The organism is Brevundimonas sp., assembly GCF_050729455.1.
GTDB lineage: Bacteria > Pseudomonadota > Alphaproteobacteria > Caulobacterales > Caulobacteraceae > Brevundimonas.
Window position 1 is genome coordinate 127169 of record NZ_JBOHLI010000001.1, and the last position, 25110, is coordinate 152278.

15 protein-coding genes and 1 pseudogene are annotated in these 25110 nt (G+C 69.0%); 11 read left to right on the forward strand and 5 right to left on the reverse strand.

The features are described 5' to 3' along the window. Positions 1–8: 8 nt before the first annotated feature. From ACREEF_RS00540 to ACREEF_RS00555, 4 genes are all read left to right on the forward strand, one after another. The gene (locus ACREEF_RS00540) at positions 9–1007 is read left to right on the forward strand and encodes a 4-hydroxyproline epimerase (RefSeq protein WP_431563656.1); all 999 of its coding nucleotides are present in this window, start codon (positions 9–11) and stop codon (positions 1005–1007) included. A gap of 82 nt (positions 1008–1089) precedes the next feature. Further along, positions 1090–1794 carry a GntR family transcriptional regulator gene (locus ACREEF_RS00545; RefSeq protein WP_431563657.1) on the forward strand — a complete coding sequence of 235 codons (705 nt, stop codon included), beginning with the start codon at positions 1090–1092 and terminating at the stop codon, positions 1792–1794. Between the two features lie 196 nt (positions 1795–1990). After that, entirely contained in the window at positions 1991–3166 is a 1176-nt protein-coding gene (locus tag ACREEF_RS00550; protein ID WP_431563658.1) for a M24 family metallopeptidase, read from the forward strand. Then, the gene (locus ACREEF_RS00555; protein ID WP_431563659.1) at positions 3163–4413 is read left to right on the forward strand and encodes an NAD(P)/FAD-dependent oxidoreductase; all 1251 of its coding nucleotides are present in this window, start codon (positions 3163–3165) and stop codon (positions 4411–4413) included. The genes ACREEF_RS00550 and ACREEF_RS00555 overlap by 4 nt, the downstream gene beginning before the upstream one ends. A 51-nt stretch (positions 4414–4464) precedes the next feature. On the opposite strand, the gene ACREEF_RS00560 is transcribed toward ACREEF_RS00555, so the two are convergent. Together ACREEF_RS00560 and ACREEF_RS00565 are read right to left on the reverse strand one after the other, a co-directional pair. Next, positions 4465–6264, reverse strand: a complete 1800-nt coding sequence (locus tag ACREEF_RS00560; protein WP_431563660.1) for a M24 family metallopeptidase — start codon at positions 6262–6264, stop codon at positions 4465–4467. Between the two features lie 28 nt (positions 6265–6292). Further along, a complete protein-coding gene (locus ACREEF_RS00565) occupies positions 6293–7339 on the reverse strand; it encodes a proline racemase family protein (RefSeq protein ID WP_431563661.1) in 1047 nt (348 codons plus the stop codon). A 786-nt stretch (positions 7340–8125) separates the two neighbouring features. On the opposite strand from ACREEF_RS00565, the gene ACREEF_RS00570 reads away from it, so the two are divergent. Further along, a complete protein-coding gene (locus ACREEF_RS00570; protein WP_431563662.1) occupies positions 8126–8971 on the forward strand; it encodes an MFS transporter in 846 nt (281 codons plus the stop codon). A 496-nt stretch (positions 8972–9467) separates the two neighbouring features. Continuing rightward, complete coding sequence (locus tag ACREEF_RS00575) at positions 9468–11531, forward strand: phytase (protein WP_431563663.1); 2064 nt, start codon at positions 9468–9470, stop codon at positions 11529–11531. Positions 11532–11561: 30 nt separating this feature from the next. Here the strand turns inward: ACREEF_RS00575 and ACREEF_RS00580 are convergent, their stop codons facing one another. The 3 genes from ACREEF_RS00580 to ACREEF_RS00590 are packed head-to-tail and all read right to left on the reverse strand — an operon-like array spanning position 11562 to position 16407. Continuing rightward, positions 11562–13853 carry an ABC transporter permease gene (locus ACREEF_RS00580; protein ID WP_431563664.1) on the reverse strand — a complete coding sequence of 764 codons (2292 nt, stop codon included), beginning with the start codon at positions 13851–13853 and terminating at the stop codon, positions 11562–11564. Continuing rightward, the gene (locus tag ACREEF_RS00585; RefSeq protein WP_431563665.1) at positions 13850–14896 is read right to left on the reverse strand and encodes an HlyD family secretion protein; all 1047 of its coding nucleotides are present in this window, start codon (positions 14894–14896) and stop codon (positions 13850–13852) included. The genes ACREEF_RS00580 and ACREEF_RS00585 overlap by 4 nt, the downstream gene beginning before the upstream one ends. Next, on the reverse strand, positions 14893–16407 hold the full coding sequence (locus ACREEF_RS00590) for a TolC family protein (protein WP_431563677.1): 1515 nt from the start codon (positions 16405–16407) through the stop codon (positions 14893–14895). The genes ACREEF_RS00585 and ACREEF_RS00590 overlap by 4 nt, the downstream gene beginning before the upstream one ends. A gap of 263 nt (positions 16408–16670) precedes the next feature. Between ACREEF_RS00590 and ACREEF_RS00595 the strand changes: the two genes are divergently transcribed. From ACREEF_RS00595 to ACREEF_RS00615, 5 genes and pseudogenes are all read left to right on the forward strand, one after another. Then, positions 16671–18014 carry a DcaP family trimeric outer membrane transporter gene (locus ACREEF_RS00595; RefSeq protein ID WP_431563666.1) on the forward strand — a complete coding sequence of 448 codons (1344 nt, stop codon included), beginning with the start codon at positions 16671–16673 and terminating at the stop codon, positions 18012–18014. Continuing rightward, a complete protein-coding gene (gene aspT / locus ACREEF_RS00600) occupies positions 18011–19678 on the forward strand; it encodes an aspartate-alanine antiporter (RefSeq protein WP_431563667.1) in 1668 nt (555 codons plus the stop codon). The genes ACREEF_RS00595 and aspT (ACREEF_RS00600) overlap by 4 nt, the downstream gene beginning before the upstream one ends. A 15-nt stretch (positions 19679–19693) precedes the next feature. Next, a complete protein-coding gene (aspT, locus tag ACREEF_RS00605) occupies positions 19694–21379 on the forward strand; it encodes an aspartate-alanine antiporter (RefSeq protein WP_431563668.1) in 1686 nt (561 codons plus the stop codon). 19 nt (positions 21380–21398) lie between these two features. Continuing rightward, positions 21399–22982: a bifunctional aspartate transaminase/aspartate 4-decarboxylase gene (locus ACREEF_RS00610; RefSeq protein ID WP_431563669.1), complete on the forward strand. Its 1584-nt coding sequence runs from the start codon at positions 21399–21401 to the stop codon at positions 22980–22982. A gap of 164 nt (positions 22983–23146) precedes the next feature. Further along, positions 23147–25110 (forward strand): annotated as a pseudogene (locus ACREEF_RS00615) (hypothetical protein); the annotation flags it as partial.

Sequence of the window (25110 nt, forward strand, 5' to 3'; positions counted from 1 at the left end):
GAGTTCTGATGCGCGACGTCTTCTTCTGCATTGACGGTCATACCGCCGGCAACCCGGTTCGCCTGGTCGCCGGCGGCGCGCCCCTGCTGTCAGGGGCCAGCATGGCCGAGCGGCGGCTCGACTTCCTCGACCGCTACGACTGGATACGGACGTCGCTGTGCTTCGAGCCGCGCGGCCACGACATGATGAGCGGCGGGTTCCTCTACCCGCCGACCCTGCCCGACGCTGATGCGGGCATCCTGTTCATCGAGACCAGCGGCTGCCTGCCCATGTGCGGTCACGGGACCATCGGCATGATCACCTTCGGGCTCGAGCATGGCTTGATCCGGCCGCGGGCCCCAGGGCGGTTGAAGGTCGAGGTTCCGGCCGGGGTGCTGGACATCGCCTATGAGGCCGAGGGCGACCGCGTGACCTCGGTGCGCATTCGCAACATCCCCAGCTATCTGGCGGCGGAAGGCATCGAGATCGAGGTGCCGGGCTTCGGCCCCTTGCGCGTCGATGTCGCCTACGGCGGCAACTACTACGCCATCGTCGAGCCGCAAGGCGCTTACACTGGCCTGGACGACCTGGGCGCCAGCCGCATCATCGAACTGAGCGGCCTGGTGCGCGAGCGCGTGCGCGCGGCCTTCCATCCGGTCCACCCGGACGAGCCGTCGATCAACGGCGTCAGCCATGTCCTGTGGGCCGACGCGCCGAAAGGCGAGGGGGCCGACGGCCGCAACGCCGTCTTCTACGGCGACAAGGCCATCGACCGCAGCCCCTGCGGCACCGGCACCTCGGCGCGGCTGGCCCACCTGCACGCCAAGGGACGGCTGAAGGTCGGCGACGCCTTCGTCCATCAAAGCTACATCTGCAGCCGCTTCATCGGCCGGGTCGAGGCCGAGACGACGGTGGGCGAATACAAGGCCATCGTGCCATCCATCGAGGGCTCGGCGGTCGCCACGGGGTTCAACACCATCTGGGTGGATCGTCGCGATCCCTTCTGGGCGGGCTTCCAGGTCGTCTGACGTATTCCACGTCGTAATTGCGGTGGTTGCGCGCTATGGTTGAGCTGGGCGTCCGGCCCTGCCTTTCGACTCGATGAACCGCATGGCCGCATCCTCGTTTGAAGTCCGCACCCTGTCCGATCGCCTGATGGAGGTGGTGCGGGACATGATCCTGTCCGGCGTCATCGAACCGGACGTACCGATCCGTCAGGACGCCCTGGCGGCGGACCTCAACGTCTCCAAGATTCCGCTGCGCGAGGCCCTGGTCCGTCTGGAGCAGGACGGGCTGGTGGTGTCGCACGCCAACCGGGGCTTCTTCGTGCGCGGCATGAGCGCGAGCGAAGCCGAGGAAATCTACGAACTGCGTCTGAAGCTGGAGCCCGACGCTGCGGCCCAGGCCTGCCTCGCGGCCGATGACGATCAGCGCGCCGCCGCCCAGCGCATTCTGGCCGAGCTGGACGCCGCCGCCGCCGCCCACCTGCCGAGCGTGGGGCCGCTGAACCGCGCCTTTCACATGGCTCTGATACAGCCCGGCGGGCGCGTGCTGACGACCGAGATCACCGCGCGCCTGCACGTCATGGCCGACCGCTACGTCCGCAAGCATCTCGAGCACAATGATCGCCACCTGACGGCAGCGACCGAGCACCAGGAGATCCTGGCGGCTTGGATGAGCCGCGACGCCAAGGTCGTGCGCCGCATGGTGGCGGCGCACCTGGAGCACACCCTGGGCGACCTGCGCGAGGAGTTCGGGCTGAGCGTCGTCGCCTCGGACGGGAAAACGACGCCCCGAAGCCGCAAACGCGCCTAGGCACGCCTTTATGGGCTGGCGTCGCCACGCCGAACTAAACTGACGGCGCCGCTCACGTCCGGGGGCCTGTGTTCAAGCTCGCCACGAGGTGGACGAAGCCTGCCGGTTTCCGTTCGGCAAGGTCTGGCCGCCCTTGCCCGGCGATGCGAGGCGTGAGAAGTATGTCGATAAATCAGATACAATATACGTTGATGTCATGACCTTTTTCGCACCCTCGGCCTCTCCCATCACTGCCGATGAGCGGCGCGCCCGCATTGAGGCCCTGGCCGCGCGGCTGCGGGCGGAGGGGCTGTCCGCCCTGCTGCTCGGCCCGACGAACTCGCTGCGCTATTTCACCGGCCTGGACTGGCATCCGTCGGAGCGTCTGACCGGCGCCCTGATCCATGCCGACGGGCGGCTGGATTACATCTGTCCCCGGTTCGAACTCGACAAGATCGGCGGACTGACCTCGGCGCCGAACGCGGTCGCCGGCGACATCCTGACCTGGGAGGAGGAAGAAAGCCCCTACGCCCTGGCGGCGAGCCGTCTGCCGTCGGGCGGCCTGCTGGCGGTCGACGATCAGGCGGCGGCCTTCATCTGGCTGGGCCTCAGCCGGGCCATGGGCGCGGATCGTGTGGTCGACGGCGGCCCGCTGATCACGGCGTTGCGCAGCCTCAAGTCCCCGGCCGAGATCGCGCTTCTGATCCGCGCCAAGGCCATCACCCTGGAGGTCCAGCGCCGCACGCGTCACTGGCTGAAGGCGGGCGTCCTGACCTCCGAGGTCAAGCGCTTCGTCGACGCCGAGCACCGCGCCCTGGGCGGGGAGGGCGGCTCCTGGTTCTGTCTGGTCTCCTTCGGCGACGACACCTGTCTGCCGCACGGCGGTGAGGGCGACCGGGCGTTGCAGGTGGACGACGTGGTGCTGATCGACACCGGCACCCTGATCGACGGCTATCACTCCGACATCACCCGCACCTATGTCTTCGGCGCGCCGACCGACGACTTCCGCCGCGTCTGGGCGCACGAGAAACAGGCCCAGGCCCAGGCCTTCGAGGCGGCGCGCATCGGCGCGCCGTGCGAGAGCGTCGACGCCGGCGCGCGCGACTATCTGACCGGCCTCGGCTATGGCCCCGACTATCGCCTGCCCGGTCTGCCGCACCGCACCGGTCACGGCATCGGTCTGGACATCCACGAGGCGCCCAACCTGGTGCGCGGCAATGCGACGCCGCTTCAGCCCGGCATGTGCTTCTCCAACGAACCCATGCTGGTCATTCCGGGTCAGTTCGGCGTCCGTCTGGAGGACCACTTCTACATGACCGAGGCCGGGCCGGTCTGGTTCACGGAGCCGTCGCACAGCCTGGATGATCCCTTCGGCGAGGGCGCCTCCGCGTGACGAGGCCTCAGCACTGGGCGGTGGTCGGCGGCGGTCTGGTCGGCGCGGCGATCGCCCTGCGGCTGCAGGCGGCGGGGTTCGAGGTGGTGCTGATCGACCGGGGCGATGCCCGGCGCGGGGCCTCCTTCGGCAACATCGGCCACATCGCCGCCGAACAGGGCGAACCCATGCCGTCGCCCGCCACGCTGAAAAGCGCCCTGGGCCGGTTGTTCGCCTTCGGCGGGCCGCTGGATTTCCGGGCGCGCGACGTCGCCCTGTGGGGGCCCTGGGCGCTGCGCTTTCTGGCCGCCTCGCGCCCCGCCGCCGTGGCCCGCAACGCCGAGACCCTGAACCGCCTGCTGGACGACCCGCTGGCGGCCTGGGGGCGGCTGGCCGTCCTGGCGGATGCGCCGGATGATCTGATCCGACCGACCGGCCACGCCGTCGTCTGGTCCGCGCCCGAGGCGGCGCGACGCGGGCTCGAAGCCTGGCGCGGCGCGCGCACCGGAACCGCGACGTTCCGGCCGATGGAGGCCGATGACCTGGCCGCCTACGACGGCGTGCTGGCCAAGCGGCCGGCCGGGGGAATCCGCTTCACCGGCACCGGCCAGGTCAGCGAGCCGCAAAGGGTGCGCGACGCCCTGCTGGACGCCTTCGTCCGACGCGGCGGCCATGTGGTTCGGGATGACGTGACCGCCGTCAGGCCGGTCGCCGAGGCGGCCGAGGTCGTGCTGGCCAAGGAAGGCGTCATCGGCGTCGATCGCGTGGTGGTCGCCGCCGGGGCCTGGTCAGCGGGTCTGATGGCGCCCTTGGGCGTGCGCGTCCCGCTGATCGGAGAGCGCGGCTATTCGGTGCAGTCGGCCGAGCACGCCTGGGCCGACGACCTGCCGCTGACCGTGTTCGAGGACCGCGCCCTGGTCGTGGCGCGCTTCAGCGGGGGCTTGCGCGCCTCCAGCCACGTCGAATTCGGCGATCCGTCCGCTCGGCCCGACCCGCGCAAATGGCGTCACATCGAGGCGCAGCTGAAGGCGCTCGGCGTCGCCTTCTCCGACGCGCCGGACCGCTGGTGCGGGCCGCGCCCGACGCTGGCCGATTATCTGCCGGCCGTCGGGCGGCTGCAGGCGCATCCGGCGATCCACTACGCCTTCGGGCATCAGCATCTGGGCCTGACGCTCGCGGCCAAGACGGCGGAGCTGATGGAGCAGATGGCGCTGGGCCGCCCCGCGCCGGGCTGGCTGGACGCTCTGCGGATCGAGCGATTCCGCTGAACCTTGACGCCCTCACGTCCCGCGTCGGACGTGAGGGCAGGGGCCCTGGCGTCAGCCGACCAGAGGCTCCGTATTGGCTATGAGCCAGTCCACGTCGGACGGGTTGGCGATCAGGTCGCGCAGTTCGGCCCGCACGCGGGCGTGATAGGCGTCGACCCAGGCGCGTTCCTCGGCGGTCAGCAGATCCAGGTCGATCAGGCGCCGATCCAGCGGAACCAGCGTCATGTCGCGCAGCCGGATGAAGCCCGCGCCGTCCTCGACCACTTCGCACAGGTTTTCGATGCGGATGCCGTAGCGCCCGGCTTCGTAGTAGCCCGGCTCATTGGTCAGGGTCATGCCCGCCGTGATCGGCGCCATGACCGGATCCTTGCCGATCCGCTGCGGGTGTTCGTGCACCGACAGGAAGTGGCCGACGCCGTGGCCCGTGCCGTGGTCATAGTCGAGGCCGTGCGCCCACAGGGCCTCGCGGGCGAAGGCGTCGATCTGATAGCCGCGCGTGCCGTCCGGGAAGCGCAGGCTCGCCAGGCGGATATGGCCCTTCAGGACGAGGGTGTAGTGTTTCTTCCAGATGGCGGGCGGCGGGCCGAAACAGACGGTGCGCGTCGTGTCGGTGGTGCCGTCCAGATACTGTCCGCCGGAATCGATCAGGAACAGGCTGTCGGGCCGGATCAGCGCGCCGCCCTCGGCGGGGGCGTTGTAGTGGCACATGGCGCCGTTGGCGTCGGCGCCGGCGATGGTGCGGAAGCTGGGGCTGACGAAATGCTCCAGCTCCTGACGATAGGCGAGGATCTGCTCCTCGGTCTGCATTTCCGACACCGGGCGGACGGCGACCTCCGCCTCCAGCCAGGCGAGGAAGCGGACCCAGGCCAGGCTGTCGCGCCGTGACGCCGCGCGCAGGCCGGCCAGTTCGACCGGGTTCTTGACCGCCTTGAGCGCGGTCAGCGGATCGGGCTCGATGAGGACGGTCGCCCCCGCCTCGCGCGCCGCCGTCGCCGCGCCGACCGGCGAGAACCTGGGATCCATCGACACCCGTTCGCCGCCCTTGAGGCGTTGACCCAGGCGCTCGAGGAAGGCCGAAGGCGCATGCAGGCTCACGCCTTCCAGCTCGAAGTCCGCGACCGCGTCGCCCAGCTTGCGTGGGTCGACGAACAGATCGACGCCGCCGGTCGCGTCGACCAGCATGAAGGCCTGGACGATGGGATTGTCGGGCACGTCGTCGCCGCGCCAGTTGAGCAGCCAGGCGATGTTGTCGGTCTGGGTTTCGACCAGCAGGTCGGTGCGCGCCGCGCGCAGCCGTTCGGTCAGGCGCAGACGCTTGGCCAGCGAGCTCTCGCCCGCGCGCGCGATCGGGAAGGGGAAGGCCGGCTTGATCGGGGTGTCGGGGCGATCGCTCCAGGCCTGGTCGATCGGGTTCGGGCAAACGGCGCGCAGCGACGCGCCCTGCTCGGTGATCGTCGGTTCGATCTGCGCATGGACGGTGGGATTGAGGATCAGCGGGTCATAGCCGTAGACCTCGCCCTTGGCGGCGGTCCGGGCCAGCCAGCGCTCGACCGGCTCGTCATAGAGATGCTGCTGTTCGAAATGGGCGGTCGAGACCTCGGCGGCGGCCTGCACCGTATAGCGGCCGTCGACGAAGACGGCGGCGCGGTCCCGGGTGACGATGGCCAGACCCCAGGTGCCGGAGAAGCCGGTGGCCCAGGCCAGACGCTCGTCGGCGATCACGACATACTCGGACTGGTGAGCGTCCCAGCGGGGGATGATGAAGCCGTCGAGCCCGCTGCGGGCCATTTCGGCGCGGAGGCTGTCGAGCCGCGCAGGCGTCCAGCCGGCGGCGATCTGCAGTCTGTCCATCAGGAAACCTTGAAGTTCGAGCGGGCGATCACGCCAGGTAGTCGCCGAAGCGGGCGGGCAGGGCGAAGCCGTGGGCGAAGGGGTCCTGGGCCTCCAGGATCAGTTCCGAGCGGGCCATGTAGTAGGCGCGGCCCGAGACGGCGGCGATGATCCCGCGCTCGGTCGGCCGGGCGACGGCGCCGTCGAAGGCCTGTCCCGACGCCCCGGCGAAGGGCAGGGCGGCGCCCGGCGCGATCTCGCCCTTGGCATGGGCGACGGCCAGGCGGGCCGAGACGCCGCTGCCGGTGGGGCTGCGGTCGATCTGGGCTTCGCCGAACCAGCAGAGGTTATGCGTCAGCTGGCCCGGCGTCAGGCGGTCGCCGTCGGTCAGGATGGCGCCGTAGAGGAAGGACAGATCCGGCTCCGCGGGGTGGCGGACGCTTCGCGTCGCGCGCAGCTCGGCCACCAGTTTTCCGGCGGCGTCGACCAACTGGTCGAGGGGCGTCTGATGGAAGTCGAGGCCGAGCCGGGCGCTCGGCAGGATGGCGTAGAAGGCGCCGCCATAACCGACATCGAACTGGACCCGGCCGAAGCCCGACAGTTCGATGCTGTCATCCAGCGCCAGCGCAAAGGACTCGACGCTCTCGAACCGCACCATGGGCGCGGCGGCGGGATCGCTGTCCGGGGAGACCTCGATGGCGACCGGGCCGCAGGGGCACTCCAGGGTGAAGCGGGTCTGCGTCCGGCCCTGCTGGCGGGCCTGATCATACAGGAAGCGGCCCAGGGCGACGGTGGCGTGGCCGCACATCGTCGAATAGCCCGAGTTGTGGGTGAACAGGACGGCCGCGTCATAGGCCGGGTCGTTCGGCGGCACCAGGATCGCCCCGTACATGTCGGCGTGGCCGCGCGGCTCCAGCATCATGGCGCGGCGCAGATGATCGAACCGGTCGCCCATGTTGCGGCGCTTCTGCAGGATCGTCTCTCCCGCGACGTTCAGCGGCGTCGCGTCGAAGATGCGCACCGGCTCGCCCGCCGTATGCATGTCGATGACGGCGAGACGGTCCGCCTTCAGTCCCAAGTCGTTAACGCTGACCACTCGCGGCCCCCTCCGATGGCGTTTACCAGATCAGATATCGTATACTATGTGATCGTGCAAAGCCTCAAGGCTTGTCGCGCGGCCCCGATGGGACGGAGCCGCTGCGTTCGATCAGTCTGAGTTATTCTGGAGGGGATAATGAAGCATCCGTCAGTCCTGACAGGGATGGCCCGGTCGGGAAAATCGCCCGGCGTCGGGGGGCGGTCATGACCGAGAGCGTGGACATGAGCGCGACGACCGGCGACCCGGCGCTGCAGGCAAGCGCGACGGCGACCGTCGGCGCGTCGGGACGGCGGCGGTTCGGCCATCCGGCGGGCCTCTGGTATCTGGCCTTCGCCGAGGCCTGGGAGCGTTTCTCCTACTACGGCATGCAGACCCTGCTGGTCCTCTACATGGTCGGCCAGTTGCTTCAGCCGGGGCATATCGAGAACGTCGCCGGCTTCGCGAGCTTCCGCGCCGGGCTTGAAGCCGTCTACGGGCCGCTGTCGATCCAGGCGCTCGCCTCGGCAGTCTTCGGCATCTACACGGGACTGGTCTATCTGACGCCGGTGCTGGGCGGGCTGGTCGCCGACCGCTGGCTGGGGCGGACCCGGACCATCCTGCTGGGCGGGACGCTGATGACCATCGGCCATTTCCTGATGGCCTTCGACGTCTCCTTCCTGGGGGCGCTGCTGTGCCTGGCGATCGGCACCGCAATATCGCCGTCCAGGTCGGCGCCCTTTACGCGCCCGAGGACAACGCCGCGCCGACGCCTTCCAGATCTTCTACCTGGGCATCAGCGCGGGGGTGATCGCTTCGCCGCTGGTCTGCGGCACGCTGGGCGAGGTCTACGGCTGGCACTACGGGTTCGCGGCGGCGGGCATCGGCATGGCGGTCGGCCTCGCCATCTACATGGCCGGCGCGCGCCACCTTCCGGCCGAGCCGAAGATCGCTGTCAGGAAGCCGGCGGAGCGTCAGCGTCTGTCGGCGGCCGACTGGCGGGTTCTGGGGCTGTTGCTGGCGATGCTGCCGGTGCTGGCCCTGGCCCTGCTCGGCAACCAGCAGATCTTCAACGCCTATATGATCTGGGCGCAGGCCAGCTACGACTTCACCCTGTTCGGCCGCACCATGCCGACCAGTTGGCTCATCACCTTTGACGCCGCCGCCTCGGTCGCCATGCTGGCCCTGTCGGTCCTGTTCTGGCGGGTCTGGTCGCGCCGGTTCGCCGAGCCGGTCGAGATCACCAAGCTGGCCATCGGCGCCGTGGTGACGGTGGTCGCCTTCCTGCTGCTGGCGGCGGCGGCCCAGTCGGCGGGCGGGGGCAAGATCAGCCTGTGGTGGGCGGTCGCCTTCCACGTCCTCAACAGCATCGGTTTCGCCCACCTCGTCCCGGTCGCCCTGGTGCTCTATGTCCGCATGGCGCCGCAAGCTGTCGGGGCGACGATCGTCGGGATCTTCTATCTGCACCTCTTCGTGGCGAACAATCTGGTGGGCTGGGCCGGCACGCGGCTCGAGACGATGACGGCGGACCGCTTCTGGCTGGCGCACGCCGTCGTCGTGGGTATCAGCGCCGTGATCCTGTTCGCCCTGCGCGGGCCGGTAAAGCGGGTCTTGGCGGACGCCGCCAGGGAGGCTTCGCGCAGCCGTTCCTGAGCGAGTTGAACGGAGTCGCAGCGCGCCGGTCTATCCAACGGCAGCAGCCATTCAGCCCGTCACGCGCCCGATCATGTTCACGCATTCATCGCGCCCCAAGACTCGCCGCCATCGGTTGTCAGTGGACCGGGTCAGGGCTGTTTCCTCTCCCGAGCGGTGGCGGTGCGATTGAGCAATGAATCGGATTGTGGGTGTGCGGCCAGCCACGATTGGCCCGCGCTTCCTGCTGGGCGTCAAGGCCAGCTTCTGACCGGGAAGGCGGGAGGTGCCGTGCCTCCCGCCTTTAGCGGTTCATCAGTCGGGCCGAATGCCTCTTTCGTTTCGTCGATAGGGCGCCGCCGAGGCGGCGAAAAAGGCCGTCGACGTCATCCTGGCCGCCCAGGTGTGCAATGCCGGGCGCGGGCCGGGAAAATCTTTCATTTCGTCGTCGCGTATCCTTTGCAGAACCTCCCTACGCGCCAGATCGGCGCGAGTGCGCTTGAACGCGGAGGGGGCCATGACGAACAGACTTGCGGGATATGTTCTGGGCGCAAGCGCCGTGGTTCTGGCGATGGGAGGCGGCGCCGCGGCGGCTCAGGACGTCCCCACGCCGGTTGTGGCCGCGGCGATTGATACGACCTCGTCCGGCGATGCCGGCAGCGGCGTGATCGTGCTGGATCTTGACGCCAGCCATCATCGTCTGGTGTCGGCGGCGGGGCTGGACGGGCTGGAAGTCTTTGACCTGGCCGGCGCGCGACTGGGCGCTGTTCCGGCGGGCGAGGCCGGGGGTCTGGACGTGCGCTACGGCTTCCCGATCAGAGGCCGGCTTGAGACCCTGCTGGTCTCGACCGACAAGACGGACAATAGCCTGCGCTTCTTCGCCATGCGCGCGGGCGCGCCGGTCGAGGTCGGGGCGCGTTCCGTGCCGCTGGGCTTTGCGGTCGAGGACGTCTGTCTGTTGCGCAACGCCAGTGACGGCGGCCTTTACGCCGTGGTCGTGGGCGACGGCGGTGAGATCGAACAACTGCTGCTCTACGCCAATGCCGAGGGTCAGGTGGACGCCCGCTCGGCGCGCCGCATCAACCTGCCGTCCAAGATCAAATACTGCGTCGCCGACGACGCGACGGGCCAGCTCTACGCCTCGCAGCAGGCGGTCGGCGTCTGGCGCTTCAACGGCGATCCCGAAGCCGACGCGGCTCCGGCCCTGGTTGACGCGGCGGGTCTGGGCCGGATCAGCGAGGAAAGCGGTTCGCTGGTCCTCTATGACGGAGGGCAGGGCGCGCGCTACCTGATAGCGACCGACGCCTCCAGCGGGCGGCTGTTCGTCTATGACCACGGCGCGGGCGACGCCTGGCTCGGCGCGGTCAGCCTGACCGGACGCGGCGGCGCGCCGATCAAGGAGCCGGGCGCGCTTCAGGCTGTCGGCACGCCGCTCGCCGGACTGCCGTCGGGCGCTCTGCTGGTCGCCGACGAGGATGCGCCCGGCGGCGCCGACTACAAGCTGGTGTCGATCGCGGCCCTGACGGGCGCGCTGAACCTGTCGGCCGGTGCGCCGCAGGACCCGCGGGCGGTCTCCGCGCCGCGCTTCCCTGCCGTCGTCGCCGTGGCGGAAACCGTCCCCGTGGGCAGTCCCGGCGACGCCGCTGACGATCCTGTCATCTGGGCCGATCCCGCGAACCCGTCTGACAGCCTGATCATCGGCACGGACAAGAAGGCGGGCCTGAACCTCTACGACATGCAGGGGCGCGTCCTGCAGCATCTGCCCGACGGCAAGATGAACAACGTCGACCTGCGTGAAGGTTTCATGCTGGGCGGTCAGCCGGTGGTTCTGGTCACGGCCAGCGATCGCACCAACAAGGCCGTCGCCATCTATCGCCTCGACACCGAGGCGCGCCGGCTGGTCAATGTGGCCGACGGCGTCCAGCCGACAGGTCAGGGCGATCCCTACGGCCAGTGCATGTATCGCTCGACCCGCAGCGGCAAGACCTATGTCTTCATCAATGATTCCAACGGCGAAAAGCGCCAGTGGGAACTGGTGGACGCCGGAAACGGCAAGGTGCGCGCGGTTCGCGTGCGCGACTTCGCCTTCGCCAGCCAGGTCGAGGGCTGCGTCGCCGACGACGCGACGGGTCAGCTCTATGTGGCCGAGGAAGACGTCGGCCTGTGGCGTCTGTCGGCCGAACCGGACGGCGGCTCGGCCATGACCCTGATCGCCCGCATCGCCGAAAACCCGGCCCTGAAGGACGATATGGAAGGCGTCGGCCTCTATGATCTGGGCGGCGGGCGCGGCTATCTGGTCGCCTCCAGCCAGGGCAACGACAGCTACGCCGTGTTCCGGCGCGAGGGCGATCAGGCCTATCTGGGCTCCTTCATTGTCGTCGCCGACGGTGCGCGCGGCATCGACGGCGTGTCCGAGACCGACGGCCTGGACGTCAGCAGCCGCAACCTCGGCCCCGGCTTCGAGCACGGCGCCCTGATCGCCCAGGACGGCCGCAACGTCCTGCCTGGCGAGAACCAGAACTTCAAATACGTGCCGTGGAAGTCGATCGCCGAGGCCCTGGGGCTGGAGGTGCGCCGCTGACCCAGCCGCCTTCGGGACGGCCGGCGGTCTTCAGGGGGCTTGATGTCGCCGCGTCAGCTGGAACCATGCAACCGCGCCCATCAGCAAGGCGAGAAGGCTCAGGGTCAGAAGTTCGGGCGCGACCTCGGTCACGCCGGCGCCGGCGGCGTTCAGCTTGACGAAGGCTTGGATGGCCGAGGTTGAAGGCGACAGGCGGGCCAGCCAGGCGAGCGGTTCAGGCATCAGGAACAGGGGCCAGGCGGCGCCGCCGAGAAAGAAGAGCGGCACCGAAGTGCCGACCAGGATCTGCATGGCGCGCTCATGCCGGTCGAACAGGCTGCCGATGGCCAGGCCGAGGGCGGAGACGCTGGCGGCGAAGACCGGCACGGCCAGGAGGACGCCGAACAGGTCGCCCATGCGCGGATAGTCCTGAAACCAGAAGACGAAGCCGAAGTAGAAGAGGCTGGCGACGCTACCGATCAGGGTCAGGGCGGACCACAGGCCGAGGAAACTGCGGGTCGATAGGGCGCGCGCGCCGGTCTCGCGCCGCAGACCGGCGAAGAGGGCGGCGCCCAGCAGCAGGGTCTGTTGCAGGATGATGGCGCTGACCGCCGGGACGGCATAGCTGCCGTAGCCGTCGGTGGTGTTGTAGAGCGGGCGCTGCACCACGCTTGGGGCGCGGTCCAGCAGGCGGGCAGCCTCGACCACCGGGGTCAGGACCTGTTCGGCGGCGGCCGCCGCCGCGCCGCCCAGCGCCTTGCCCATGGCCGTGGCGCGGACCAGATAGGCGCCGTTCAGATAGAGGCCGATCCCCTTGGCGTCGCCGTGGATCAGCGAGGATTCAAACCGTTCGGGGATGTGCATGACGGCGTCGACCTCGCCGTTGCGCAGCATCCGTTCGGCCTCGGCGGGCGAGGCGGCGACGACGGCGGCGTCCAGCGCGCGGGTGGCGTTCATCTCCTGCACCAGTCGGCGGCTGAGCGCGGAGTGGTCCTGATCGACGACGGCGACCGGCAGCTTGACGGGCGTCTGACCGACATAGGCCATGGGGTAGTAGAAGGCGTAGGCGACCACGGCCAACAGGATGGTGCTGGACAGGGGCCGGTGCTTGAAGATGCCCGCGAAGGTCCCGATGAAGGCTCCGCCGAAGCTGCGGGCGGGCAGGTGCAGACTGAGGTCTTCCGCCTTTGGCATACGGCGGGCGCGGCGATGGGCCAGCGGGACCGACAGGGCGAAGGTCCCGACCGCGACGCCCAGCAGGACCAGCAGCGGGCCCAGCGAGGCGGAGACGTCCGAGCCCAGCACCATCTGCTGGTTCTGCAGCCTCAGATAATGGGTGAAGGGCAGGACGGCGCTCCACACTTGCGCGAAGGCCGGGCCGTGCAGCAGGGGCAGGGTGCCGTTGGAAAAGGCGATGGCCGACCCGGCATAGACCGCCGTGGCCGAGAAGCTGGTGTCCATGTCGCCGGTCAGGGTGATCAGCAGGGCCGAGATGCCCGCCGTGGCCGCCATCAGGGCGAACAGGCCGCCCAGCAGCATCAACAGGCTGCCCTCAACGCCCCAGCCGCGCCAGCCGCACAGCCAGGCGATCCAGACCGCGCCCCAGAGGGTGAAGGTCAGGACATAGGGGGTCAGCTTGCCCGCCAGCGCCGCCGCCAGCCGCCCGTCCATCCGCGCCGACCAGTCCCTCAGCGACCCGCCGCGCAGTTCACGTCCCACCCCCATGACGGCGGCGCAGGCCATCAGCAGGTGCAGGACGCCGGGCATGATCAGGCCGCCAAGGAAGAGCTCGAAGCTGAGCTGCGGATTGCCGAGGATGGTCACCTGCACGGCGGGGGTCTTCAGCCGCGCGGCGGGAACACCCTGCGCCCAGGCCCGGTCGGCGATCAGCGGGGCGGCGGCCTTGGTCAGGGCCGTGGTCTGGGCCGAGGCGGCCAGGGATCCGACGGTCTGGAAGGCGCCGTTGTAATAGACGATCACCGCGTCCGGCTGGCGAAAGGCGTTCTTCTCTGCGCCGCGCGGGATGTAGGCGAGGCTGTAGATCTTGCCTGACCGCATCAGGGGCCAGGCAGCCTCGAGATCGGTTGGCTGGGCCACGACGCGCACGCCGGGGCTGGCCTCCATGTTGCGGATGGCGGCGCGGCTGAAGGCGGAATGGTCCTGATCGACCACGGCCACCGGCACGTCGCGCACCACGCCCTGAAACAGCATGGCCCCGACCACGACCATCAGCACGACCGGCATGACGATCAGCAGGATCAGGTCCCAGCGGCTGCGGGCCAGATGCGCGATCTCGGCGCGCAGGGCGCGGCCGAAGACGCCGCCGCCGGTCGGCCTTGTCACCGGGCGGGCCAGTCGAACAGGACGCTCATGCCCGGACGCAGACCCTCGACCGGGGCGACCGGCTTGGCGTGGATCTCGAAGCTGCGCACGTCATAGCCGCGTGACTGGCGCGTGGCGCGCCAGGTGGCGAAGTCGCCCTGGGGGCTGATGAAGCTGACGCGGAATGCCACGTCCTTGCGGTTCAGGGCGGGGATGTCGCCCCGGATGGTGTGGCCGATCTTCAGGCCGTTGAACTGGTCCTCGCGCAGGTTGAAGGCGACCCAGGCGTGATTGAGATCCACCACGGTGAAGACCGGCACGCCGATCAGCACCAGTTCGCCGGGGTTGGAGAAGCGCTCGGCGATCTCGCCTGCGGCGGGGGCGATCAGGCGGGTTTCGGCCTGAAGCGCCGCCATCTGGCCGACGCCGGCGCGGGCGGCGGCGACCTGGGCGTCGGCGATGGTCTTCTCTTCGCTGCGGGTTCCCGCGACGGCCTTGAGGTATTGCTGGCGAGCGGCCTCGGACTGGGCGGCGGTGGCGGCGCGGGCGGCGACGGCCTCGTCGCGGCGCTGGGCCGAGATGACGCCCTCGGCGAACAGGTTTTCGGCCCGCCGCGCGGTCTGGGCCGCCAGCTGGGCGGCGGCCTGAGTGCTGCGCCACACGGATTCCAGCGAGCGGATGTCCTCGGGCCGAACGCCGACCCGGCTGAGTTCCTGCACCGCCTGGGCGCCTTGCAGGGCGGCGGCGGCCTGTTGGTCTCCCGCCGTGATCTCGGGGCTGGAGAGGATGGCCAGGACCTGACCCGAAACCACGCGGTCGCCCGCCGAGGCCAGCATCTTCTCGACGCGGGCGGGGGCCTTGGTGGCGACGGTGAAGGTCTCGGCCTCGACCATGCCCTGCACCTGCGGCGGGGCGGGGCGGGCGGCCAGAAACAGGCCGACAATGACGAAGAGCAGCACGGCCAGCGCCGTGAGCGCGATCAGCAGCGTCCTGATCGACGGACGGCTGGGCCGATGCGGGGAAGGCGGCGGCGCTGGATCAGGGGCGGTGGCGGTCTCGGTCATGGCGCGATCACCCGGTCGGCGCGTTGCAGATAGCTGACGAACTCGTCGCTGCGGTCGCTGGCGGCCAGCAGGGCGGCGAGCGCCAGTTCATACTCATAGGCCGCCGCCGCGCGCTGCAAGCGGGCCGCGCCCAGCAGGTTGCGGGCGTCGATGACGGCCGAGGCGGGGGCTTCGCCCTCGCGGAAGGACAGGTCCTGAACCCGCAGGTTCTCGGTGGCCGCCTCAAGACTGGAGTCCAGCGACAGGAACTGACGGCGCGACAGCTCGACCAGATTGTAGGTGCGGATGATCAGGATGCGGACCTCGTCGTGGGCCTGACGCTCCAGCTGCTCGGCGGCCTGGGACCGGGCGCGGGCGGCGCTGATCATCCGCCCCCGATCCAGCGACGACATCAGGGTGTAGCGGGCGCCGACGCCGACGGCCCAGTCCGGCTCGGTCGGCAGGGCGTCCTCGCGGTTCAGGTTGTAGGCGCCGAAGGCATAGACCGACGGACGCAGCCGCGACCGGGCCAGATCCACGCCCGCCTCGGCCAGATCGCGGCCCGCGCCGGCCAGGGCGATGCGGGGATTGTCGGTGGTCCCGGCTTCGATGAAGTCGCTGACAGGGGCGGGCGGCGTCGAGTTGACGAACAGGGGGCTGGTCGGGGCCACCGTGGGGGTCACGTCCAGCAGGCGGGACAGGCTCTGGACGGCCGTGTCGTGCTCCAGTTCGGCGCGGTCCAGCTGCCGCTGGGCGGCGTCGCGGGCCACCTGAACCTGCAGCCGGTGAGCGGCGCTGAGGAAGCCTTCGCGCTCCATGGCCTGGGCGTTGCGCAGGTGCAGATCGAAGCCGTCGCGGGTGTCGCGGGCGATGGTCAGGGCCTCGTGCGTCAGGGTCTGGCCGAAATAGACCCGCACCAGATTGACGCTTTCCAGATTGCCCGCCTCGGCACGGCGGGCGCGGGCCATGTCGACATTGGCGCCCGCCGCGTCGCGCAGGGCGGGGATGGCCCCGCCGGTGTAGATCGGCATGACGGCGGTGGCGACGGGACGGAAGCTGGTGTCGGCGGTCTTCAGCCGCACGCTGCCGGGCAGGCTGGCGAAGAACTCGGGCAGGGCGGTTTCCAGCCGGTCGTTGATGGCCTGAAGAATGTCGCCGGGCACGCCGGGCAGGTCGCCGATGATGCCGGGCAGCAGCTGGTTGGCGACGGACTCGGCTTGGCCGAGGGCGTCGGACAGGGAGATGTCGAAGGTCTTCTGATAGCGCAGCAATTGAGCGTCGATGGCCACGGTTGGCCGATTCAGCGTGGCCACCGCGCCCGCCTGTTCCTGGGCCGCGATCAGGTCGGCGTCGGCGGCGCGTCGCACGCTGGAGGTGGCGTCCAGCCGGGCCGTGGCGGCCTCGAACGAGAAGGGGACGGGGTCCTGGGCTTGCGCGGTCGAGGCCAGCAGGACCGGCCCGGCGACGAGCAGAGCCAGCAGGCCGGCACGGCGTCGCCATAGGCCTCGATATTTCGGCTCTGATCCAACCATCAAAGGCGACGTTCCCCCAGAAAGAACGGGCGATCCCGCCCCGCCGCGCCCGCACAGCTTGGCGAGCTTGACCTTAAATCGTGCCAGACGGCTTCCGGTTGCAACGGTCCGGTGAAAGCTTGGCGTAATCGTGGTTAATTCGTGGAACATGGGTTTGTTATCGGCGTTCGCTAATCCGTGGTGTTCGGACGGGGCGGGGTATGATGACGTATCCACGGGTTGTCGCATGGCTAGCCGCGAGCGCGGCGGCGGGGGCGACCCCTGTGTTGGCCCAGAGCCCGCCGGACGCCGAGGCTCTGGCCCTGGAAGTCATTGAACTGCGTCAGGCCGTCGCTGCGCTGCAGGCCCGACTCGACGCCGTAGAGCGGGCGAGCCAGACGGCGGCGACGCCGGTCTCGGTCACTGTCGCCGCGTCGCCGACCTCAGCTCCGGCGGCGACGCGAGCGGCGACGGCCGTATCGCCTCTGCCGACCAGGAGCACGTTCGGCGACGGACTGACCGGCGTGGCGCGGGCGGATACGGCGGCGCCCCCCAATGATCCGCAACTGCGCGGTTTCATTCCTGTGCCTGGCACCCAGACGATGGTGCGGCTGGGCGGGTTCGCCAAGATCGACGCCATCTATGATTTTGCGCCGGCCGGAAACCCTGACAAGCTGATCACGTCGACCATTCCCATTGGAGGAGGCGACGGCCGCAACGCCAATCTGGACGCCAACGCCACCCGGTTCAGTTTCGAAGTACGCCGCCCCAGCGCCCTGGGACCGCTGCGCTTCTATCTGGAGAACGACTTTTATGGCGGAGCAGGCGTCACGGCCTTCCGCCTGCGGCAGGCGCACGGTCAGGTCGGCAACACCTATGCGGGCTACGGTTACAGCGCCTTCGCCGACGCCGACGCCTTTCCCGACACCCTCGACGACGAGGGACCGGGGGGCGGGACCCTGGTGCGCGTGGCGGCGATCCGACAGATATGGAAACTGGGCGGCGGGGCGACTGCAACCCTGTCGGTCGAGGACCCCTCGTCGGACCTGACTCTGGCGACCGGCCGGGTGGCGGCGCAGCCGGCCCCGGACGTTGTCGGCGCGCTGCGGCTTGAGCGTCCATGGGGCCACGCCCAGGCGGCGGCGGTGACGCGACTGGTCGGTTACAGGGAGGGGGACCGTGATGAGAGCGCCTTCGGTTATGGTCTCAGCCTGTCCGGCCTGTTCAAGCTGGGTGATGACTTCGCCATGGCCGGTTTCACCTATGGCGACGGCGTGGGGCGCTATTTCAATGACCTGAGCGGGACGGGATACGACGGGCTGATCCAGCCGGACGGCGACGTGCGGACCCTGTCGGCCTATGGCGGCTACCTCGCCTATACGCGCCACTGGAGCCCGCGCTGGCGGTCGAGTCTGGTCGGCGGGATGGTGGTGCTGGAGCGGGACGACCTGCTGGCGCCGACCGCCTTCCGATCCAGCGGCTATGGGGCGTTGAACCTGATCTGGGCGGTCAGCCCCAGCTTCTCGGTCGGGGTCGAGGCCCTGTATGGGCGCCATGAGCTGCAGAACGGTCAGGACGCCGACGTCACCCGGCTGCAGGCCAGCCTCAAATACGATTTCGTCCGGTGAGCGCCCTGCTGGTCCAGCACCCGGAGATGGCGCTGTTCCTGGCGCTGGCCTTCGGTCATCTGATCGGCATGATCCGGGTCGGGCCGATCCAGTTGGGCGGGGTCTGCGGCACCCTGATCGTGGCGCTGATCCTGGGTCAGACGGGGGTGCGGCTGGACCCGGATCTGAAGGCGGTGGCCTTCGCCCTGTTCATCTTCGCCCTGGGCTATACCGGCGGGCCGCAGTTCTTCGCCAATGTCGGCAAGGGCTGGCGTTACGGCCTGCTGTCGCTGGTCGAGGTCGTGGCGGTGCTGGCCGTGGTCATGACGGCGACGGTGCTGCTGTCGCTCAACGCCGGGGCGGCGGCCGGGCTGCTGGCGGGGGCGGCGACGGAATCCGCAGTCATCGGCACGGCGTCCGAAGCGGTGTCCCGGCTGGCGCTCGCGCCCGACCAGATCGAGGCGTTGCAGGGCCAGATCGCCACGGCCTACAGCATCACCTACCTGTTTGGCCTGATCACCATCGTCCTGTTCACCAGCCAGCTGGCGCCGATCCTGTTGCGGGTCGATCTGAAGGCGGCCGCCGCCGATCTGGCCGGGCGGCTAGGCGAGACCGAGGGGGGCGGCCAGGCGGCCCTGCCGGAACTGGTGGGCCGCGCCTTCGCCGCGGGCGAGGCGGCGGGCGCGTCCGTCGCCGACTTCGAGGCGCGGCACGACCACGCGGTGACGGTCGCGCGCCTCCGTCGAGGTGAGGCGACGATCGAACCGGGCCCGAGCGAGCAAATCCAGTCGGGCGACATCCTGCTTTTGGTGGGGCGTCGCGCGGCGGTGGTCGAAGCGGCCTCGACCCTGGGGCCGGAGGTCGTCCGCATCGGCCTGGATATGCCGCTGGTCCGGCGATCCTACGTGCTGAAGCAGGCGCAGGCAGCGGGACGCACCGTCGCTGACCTGCGTCGGCTGGCGCCGTTGGAGACCCGTCGGGGCGTCTTCATTCTCGGCATTCAGCGTCTCGGCCACGCCGTGCCGGTCTTGCCCGACGCGACCCTTCAGAGCGGCGACGTGCTGGAGCTGTACGGGGCCGAGCGCGCTGTCGCGCGCGCCGGTCAGGCGCTGGGGCAGGCCACGCCGCCGGCCGACAAGACCGACTTCATCATGCTGGGGCTCGGCGTTCTGGCGGGCATCCTGATCGGCGCCCTGGGGGCCAACCTGGGCGGGATTCACGTCACGCTGGGCGCTGGCGGCGGCTGTCTGCTGTCGGGACTGGTGTTCGGCTGGTACGCCTCGCGCCATGCGGGGTTCGGCGTGTTTCCGGCGGCGTCGGCGCAGATTCTCAAGGACTTCGGCCTGGCGGCCTTCATCGCCGCCGTCGGCTTCTCGGCGGGCCCCGACGCCTTCCGCCTGATCCGGGAATACGGCGTCTGGCTGCCGCTGGCGGGCGTGCTGGCCGCCCTGATCCCGGCGTCGCTGTCGCTGTTCATCGGTCACAGGCTGCTGAAGCTCGAGACGCCCTTCCTTCTGGGCGCCATCGCGGGACAGCAGTGCAGCACCCCGGCGATCAGTGCCCTGGTCAGCGCCTCGGGCAATTCGACGCCGGTCGTCGGCTACACCGTCACCTACGCCATCTCCAACGTCCTGCTGCCCCTGCTGGGGCCTGTGGTCGTCGGCCTGGCGTTTCATCTGACATAGCGAGGAGGAGGGGCCATGTCCTGGCTGCATGAGGTATTCACCCGATCGCCGGAGGCCGCGCTCTTTCTGACGCTGGCCCTGGGCTACGCCATCGGCAAGATCAAGTTCGGCCGCTTCCAGTTGGGCGGCGTGGGCGGCTCGCTGCTGATGGCGGTGATCGTCAGCCAGATCGGCGTCGAGATCGACGACGGGGTGAAGGCGGTGATGTTCGCCCTGTTCATCTACGCCGTCGGCTACAACAGCGGGCCGCAGTTCTTCAGCTCACTGAACAAGTCCAGCCTCAAGGAGATCATCCTCGCGGTCTTTGTGGCGGTGGTGTCCCTGATCACCGTCGTCGTCCTGGCCAAGGCCTTCGATCTCGACAAGGGGCTGGCCGCCGGTCTGGCGGGCGGGGCGCTGACGCAGTCGGCCATCATCGGCACGGCCGGCGACGCCCTGACGCGGCTGCCGCTGTCGCCCGAAGCGATCAAGACGCTGCAGGCCAACGTCGCCATCGGCTACGCCGTGACCTACGTCTTCGGGTCTCTGGGGGCCATCATCGTCTGCGCCAACATCCTGCCGCGCTTCATGAAGCAGGACCTGAAGGCGGCGGCGCAGGAAGAAGAAGCCAAGCTGCGCGGGAACGCCCCGCCCACAGGCCTGGGGGTCAGCCCCGCCATGCCCGCCCTGGTCGGCCGCGCCTTCCGCGTGACCACGGGCGCGGGCCGCACGCCCGCCGAACTGGAACATGAAGCCGAGGACTCCATGACCATCGAGCGGGTCATCAGGGGCGGCAAGGCGCTCGATCTGGCCTCCGGTCCCGTCTTGCAGGCAGACGACGTGGTGGTGGTCATCGGCCGGCGCGAGCAGGTGGTCGCCGAGGCTCCGCGCATTGGCCCGGAGGTGGTCGATCCCGACGGTCCGCCCATGATCATGCAGTCGCGCCAGGCGGTCTTCACCCGCAAGGGCATGGACCGCATGACCATCGCCCAGGTGAAGGCGACGATCGACCCGGATATGCGGCACGGCGTCTATATCGAGGCCATCACCCGCATGGGGCGGCCCCTGCCGGTCCTGTCCGAAACCGTCGTCATGCACGGCGATGTCGTGACCTTCTACGGCGCGGATTCCGATACGGCGCGCGCGGTCAAGGCGGCGGGCTATCCGCTGGCGACCGACAACAAGACCGACTTCGTCTACATGGGGCTCGGCATCGTCGTGGGTCTGCTGATCGGCCTGCTGGTGGCCAATGTCGGCGGCATTCCCCTGACGCTCGGCGCCGGAGGTGGGGCCCTGCTGTCCGGTCTGGTGTTCGGCTGGTTGCGGGCCAAGCGGCCCATGTTCGGCGCCCTGCCGCCCGCCGCCGGGCAGCTGTTGCAGGAGTTCGGCCTGGCCGCCTTCGTCACCGTGGTCGGCCTCAACTCCGGCAAGCAGGCGCTGACCACCATTCAGGAACACGGCGTCACCATCTTCGGCCTCGGCGTGGTGGTGACTCTCTTGCCTCTGCTGCTGGCCATGCTCTTCGGCCGCTATGTGCTGCGCTACAGCAACGCCGCCGTTTTCGCCGGCGCCCTGTCGGGCTCGCGCAGCGCCAATCCCGCCTTCGGCGCGGTGCTCGACAAGTCCGAGAGCGCCGTTCCCACCGTGCCCTTCGCCATCACCTACGCCCTGGCCAACGTCCTGCTGACCCTGCTGGGGCCGCTGGTCGTCGGTCTCGTCTAGTCACAACCGGAGACGTTCGATGCATACTCAAATGGATAAGCTGTCCCAACTGAGCCCGTTCGAGCTGAAGGACGAACTGATCAAGCTGGCCTCCAGCGTCGAGAGCCGGCTGATGCTCAACGCCGGGCGCGGCAATCCCAACTTCCTGGCCACCACGCCGCGATACGGCTTCTGGCGGCTGGGCCTGTTCGCCATGCGCGAGGCGGAACGCTCCTTCGCCTATATGCCCGAGGGACTGGGCGGTTTCCCCCGCCTGGCCGGGATCGAGGACCGGTTCGAAATCTATGCGCGCGAACACGCCGGGGCCGAGGGGATGGATTTCCTGGCCGGCGCCGTCTCCTACGTCCGCGACCAACTGGGGCTCGACGCCGCGGCCTTCCTCTATGAGATGTGCGAGGGGATTCTGGGCTGCAACTATCCGGTGCCGGACCGGATGCTGAAGCTGTCGGAGCCTATCGTCGGCCACTATCTGCGCCAGGAAATGGTCGGGAGCCACCCGTTCGTCGGCGAGTTCGACATCTTCGCCACCGAGGGCGGGACGGCGGCGATGACCTATATCTTCAACACCATGCGCGAGAACCGGATTCTGTCGCCGGGCGACAGCATCGCCATCGGCATGCCGATCTTCACCCCCTACATCGAAATCCCCGAGCTGAACGACTATCGGCTGAAACAGGTGCATATCGAGGCCGATCCCGACCTGGGCTGGCAATATCCGGCCTCCGAGATCGACAAGCTGAAGGACCCGTCGGTCAAGGCCTTCTTCCTGGTCAATCCCAGCAACCCGCCGTCGGTGCGGATCAACGACGAGACGCTGGAGCGGATCGCCGCCATCGTGAAGGAGCGGCCCGATCTGATCCTGCTGACCGACGACGTCTACGGCACCTTCGCCGACAACTTCGTCTCCCTGTTCGCCGTGGCGCCGCAGAACACGATCCTGGTCTATTCCTTCTCGAAATACTTCGGGGCCACCGGCTGGCGGCTGGGGACCATCGCCACGCACAAGGACAATGTGCTGGACCGGCTGATCGCCGCCCTGCCCGAGGCGACGAAGAAGGAACTGGACGAGCGCTACGCCTCGATCACCACGGCGCCGCGCGAGCTGAAATTCATCGACCGTCTGGTGGCCGACAGCCGCACCGTCGCCCTGAACCACACCGCCGGCCTGTCGACGCCGCAGCAGGTCCAGATGGTCCTGTTCTCGCTGTTCTCGCTGATGGACACGCCGCAGGCCTACAAGGCCGCGATGAAGCGGCTGATCCGCGCCCGCGAGCACGCCCTCTATCGCGAGATCGGCGTGGCGCCTGATCCGAACCCGGACGACGTCGGCTACTACACGCTGCTCGACCTGGCCGACCTCAGCGAAAAGGCGTTCGGCAAGCCCTTCGTCGACTGGCTGCTCAAGACCGTCGAGCCGCGTTCGCTGCTGTTTGAACTGGCCAAGGAATCCGGCGTGGTCCTGCTGCCTGGCGGCGGCTTCGGCGCCCAGACCCCGGCGGGCCGCGTGTCCCTCGCCAACCTGAACGAGGCCGACTACGCCAAGATCGGCAAGGCCGCCCGCGCCCTGATCGAGAAATACCACGCGCGTTTCAAGGCGGGTTGAGGCGACGACTGCCGGTCCTCTGGTCGGTTCGATCACCGAGCAGAGGACCGCCCGGCCCATTTGGGCATCAAGCCGGGCCGGGCGCCGAAACCGATGAAATCGAGAAGGCCGTCAGGCTGGCAGCGTGACGGTTCTGCGGCGGGCTGCAATCCATGGTGGTTAACATGATGAAATTCGCGGAACTGGCGACGGGCGGTCGCGTTGGTCGGAAACAGTGCGGTAAAGGGGTGGCGTCCATGTTGATGGCGGGCGGAACGGAAGCATCGGTCAATCTTGTCGGCAGGTCGTTCGGGCAGCGGTCTCTGCTGCTGGGCGCGGTGGCCCTGGGGGCCCTGGCCTTCGCCAGCGATCCGGCGAGCGCCCAATGCGCGCCCGACAATCCCGGTCCGAACGGCCGCGTCATTTGCACGGGCTTTGATCCGGACGGATTCACCGGCGTTCCCGGGGACCAGGTCTCGGTCCTGGTGAACACCGGAGCGACGGTGCAGGGCGCCGCCGCCGGGGTGGAGCTGTCTGGCCCGGGCGTCAGCATCCTGGACAACCAAGGCGCTATTCAGGGCAACAGCGGCGTGGCCGTGCGTTTCAACGGCACGCCGGATTCCTACATGGTGCTGCGTAACGGGGGGACGCTGAACGGCGGGTTCGTCGGGTCGGGCGACGGCTGGATCGTCGTCGAGCAGAATGGAATGATGAACGGGGGCGTGACGATCACGGGCGACGGCCGCAACGACCTGACCATTTTCCGCGGCAAGAGCATCAGCGGTCTGGTCGATATCACCGGCGCCGAGAACAGGATCGACAACGCCGGCGTCTTCAACAACGGCCTGGTCCTGACCGGCCGCCGGTCCAACGTCGTCGTCAATCGCGCCGGCGCCCAGGTCAGCGGCGTTTTCACCATCACCGGCGACGGTCAGAACACTGTCCTGAACGGCGGCACGCTGAACAACGGCCTGGTCCTGACCGGCAACGGATCCAGCTTCATCGTCAATCAGATCGGGGGCGTGATCAGCGGCGATCTGGTCAGCAACGGATCGGCCAAGGACTTTCTCGACAACTACGGCGTGATCAACAACGCGGTGCGCCTCGGCGCCGGCGATGACGTGGTTCTGAATCGTGCGGACGGTTCAGGGGGCACGATCCAGGGCACGATCGATCTCGGCGACGGGAAGGATCAGCTCTACGTCTTTGGCGGCGTCATCAACGGACAGGTTCTGCTGGGCGCCGGCGACGACCTGGGCGTGGTTGAAGGCGGGCTGGTCAGCTCCACCATTCAGACACAGGCCGGACGCGACCTGTTCGTCTGGCGCGGGGGATCGATCGGCGGCCTGGACATGGGGACGGAGAACGACATCGCCCTGTTCGAAGGCCTGGACGCGACCGAGCTGAAGACCGGGCTGCGCATTGACGGCGGCCTGGGCGACGACGTCCTGTGGTGGACCGGAACCCGCGGCGACGATGTCGCCCGCTATGTGAACTGGGAGCTGATCGGACTGGCGTCAGGGTCCGAAATGACCTTCTCAAACTTCAGCACCCTGACGCTGGGGGATTCGGGTTCAGGAACCGGGGCCCTGTACATCGCGCCTGGCAGCACCGTCTTCGCCGGCGGCGGCACGCACACTGTGTCGCCGTTCGCCGCAGGGCGACTGGTCACTGTCTCCAACGGCGGTCTGATCGACCTGACCAACGCTGCCGTCGCGGCGACGGATCGGTTTGTCGTGAATGGAAGCTATCATGGTTTCAATGGTTTCCTGGGGCTCCATACAGTTCTGGAATCGGACAATGCGCCGTCTGATCGACTGGAGATTCGCGGGACGGGAGCGGTCGGCGACGGCCGGACCTGGATACGCGTCACCAATCTGAACGGCTTGGGCGATCTCACCGTGGCCGACGGCATTCCAGTGGTCCTGGCCCAGGGAGGGGCGATCACGTCGACGGACGCCTTCGCGCTCGACGGCATCGTCGCCGCCGGTATGTTTGAATACCTGCTCTATCGAGGCGGCGTGTCGGCCGGTTCAGAGAACAACTGGTATCTGCGTTCGCAACTGCTGTCGCCGCCGCCTCCGCCTCCGCCTCCGCCGCCTCCTCCGCCGCCTCCGCCGCCGCCGCCGCCCCCGCCGCCGCCCCCGCC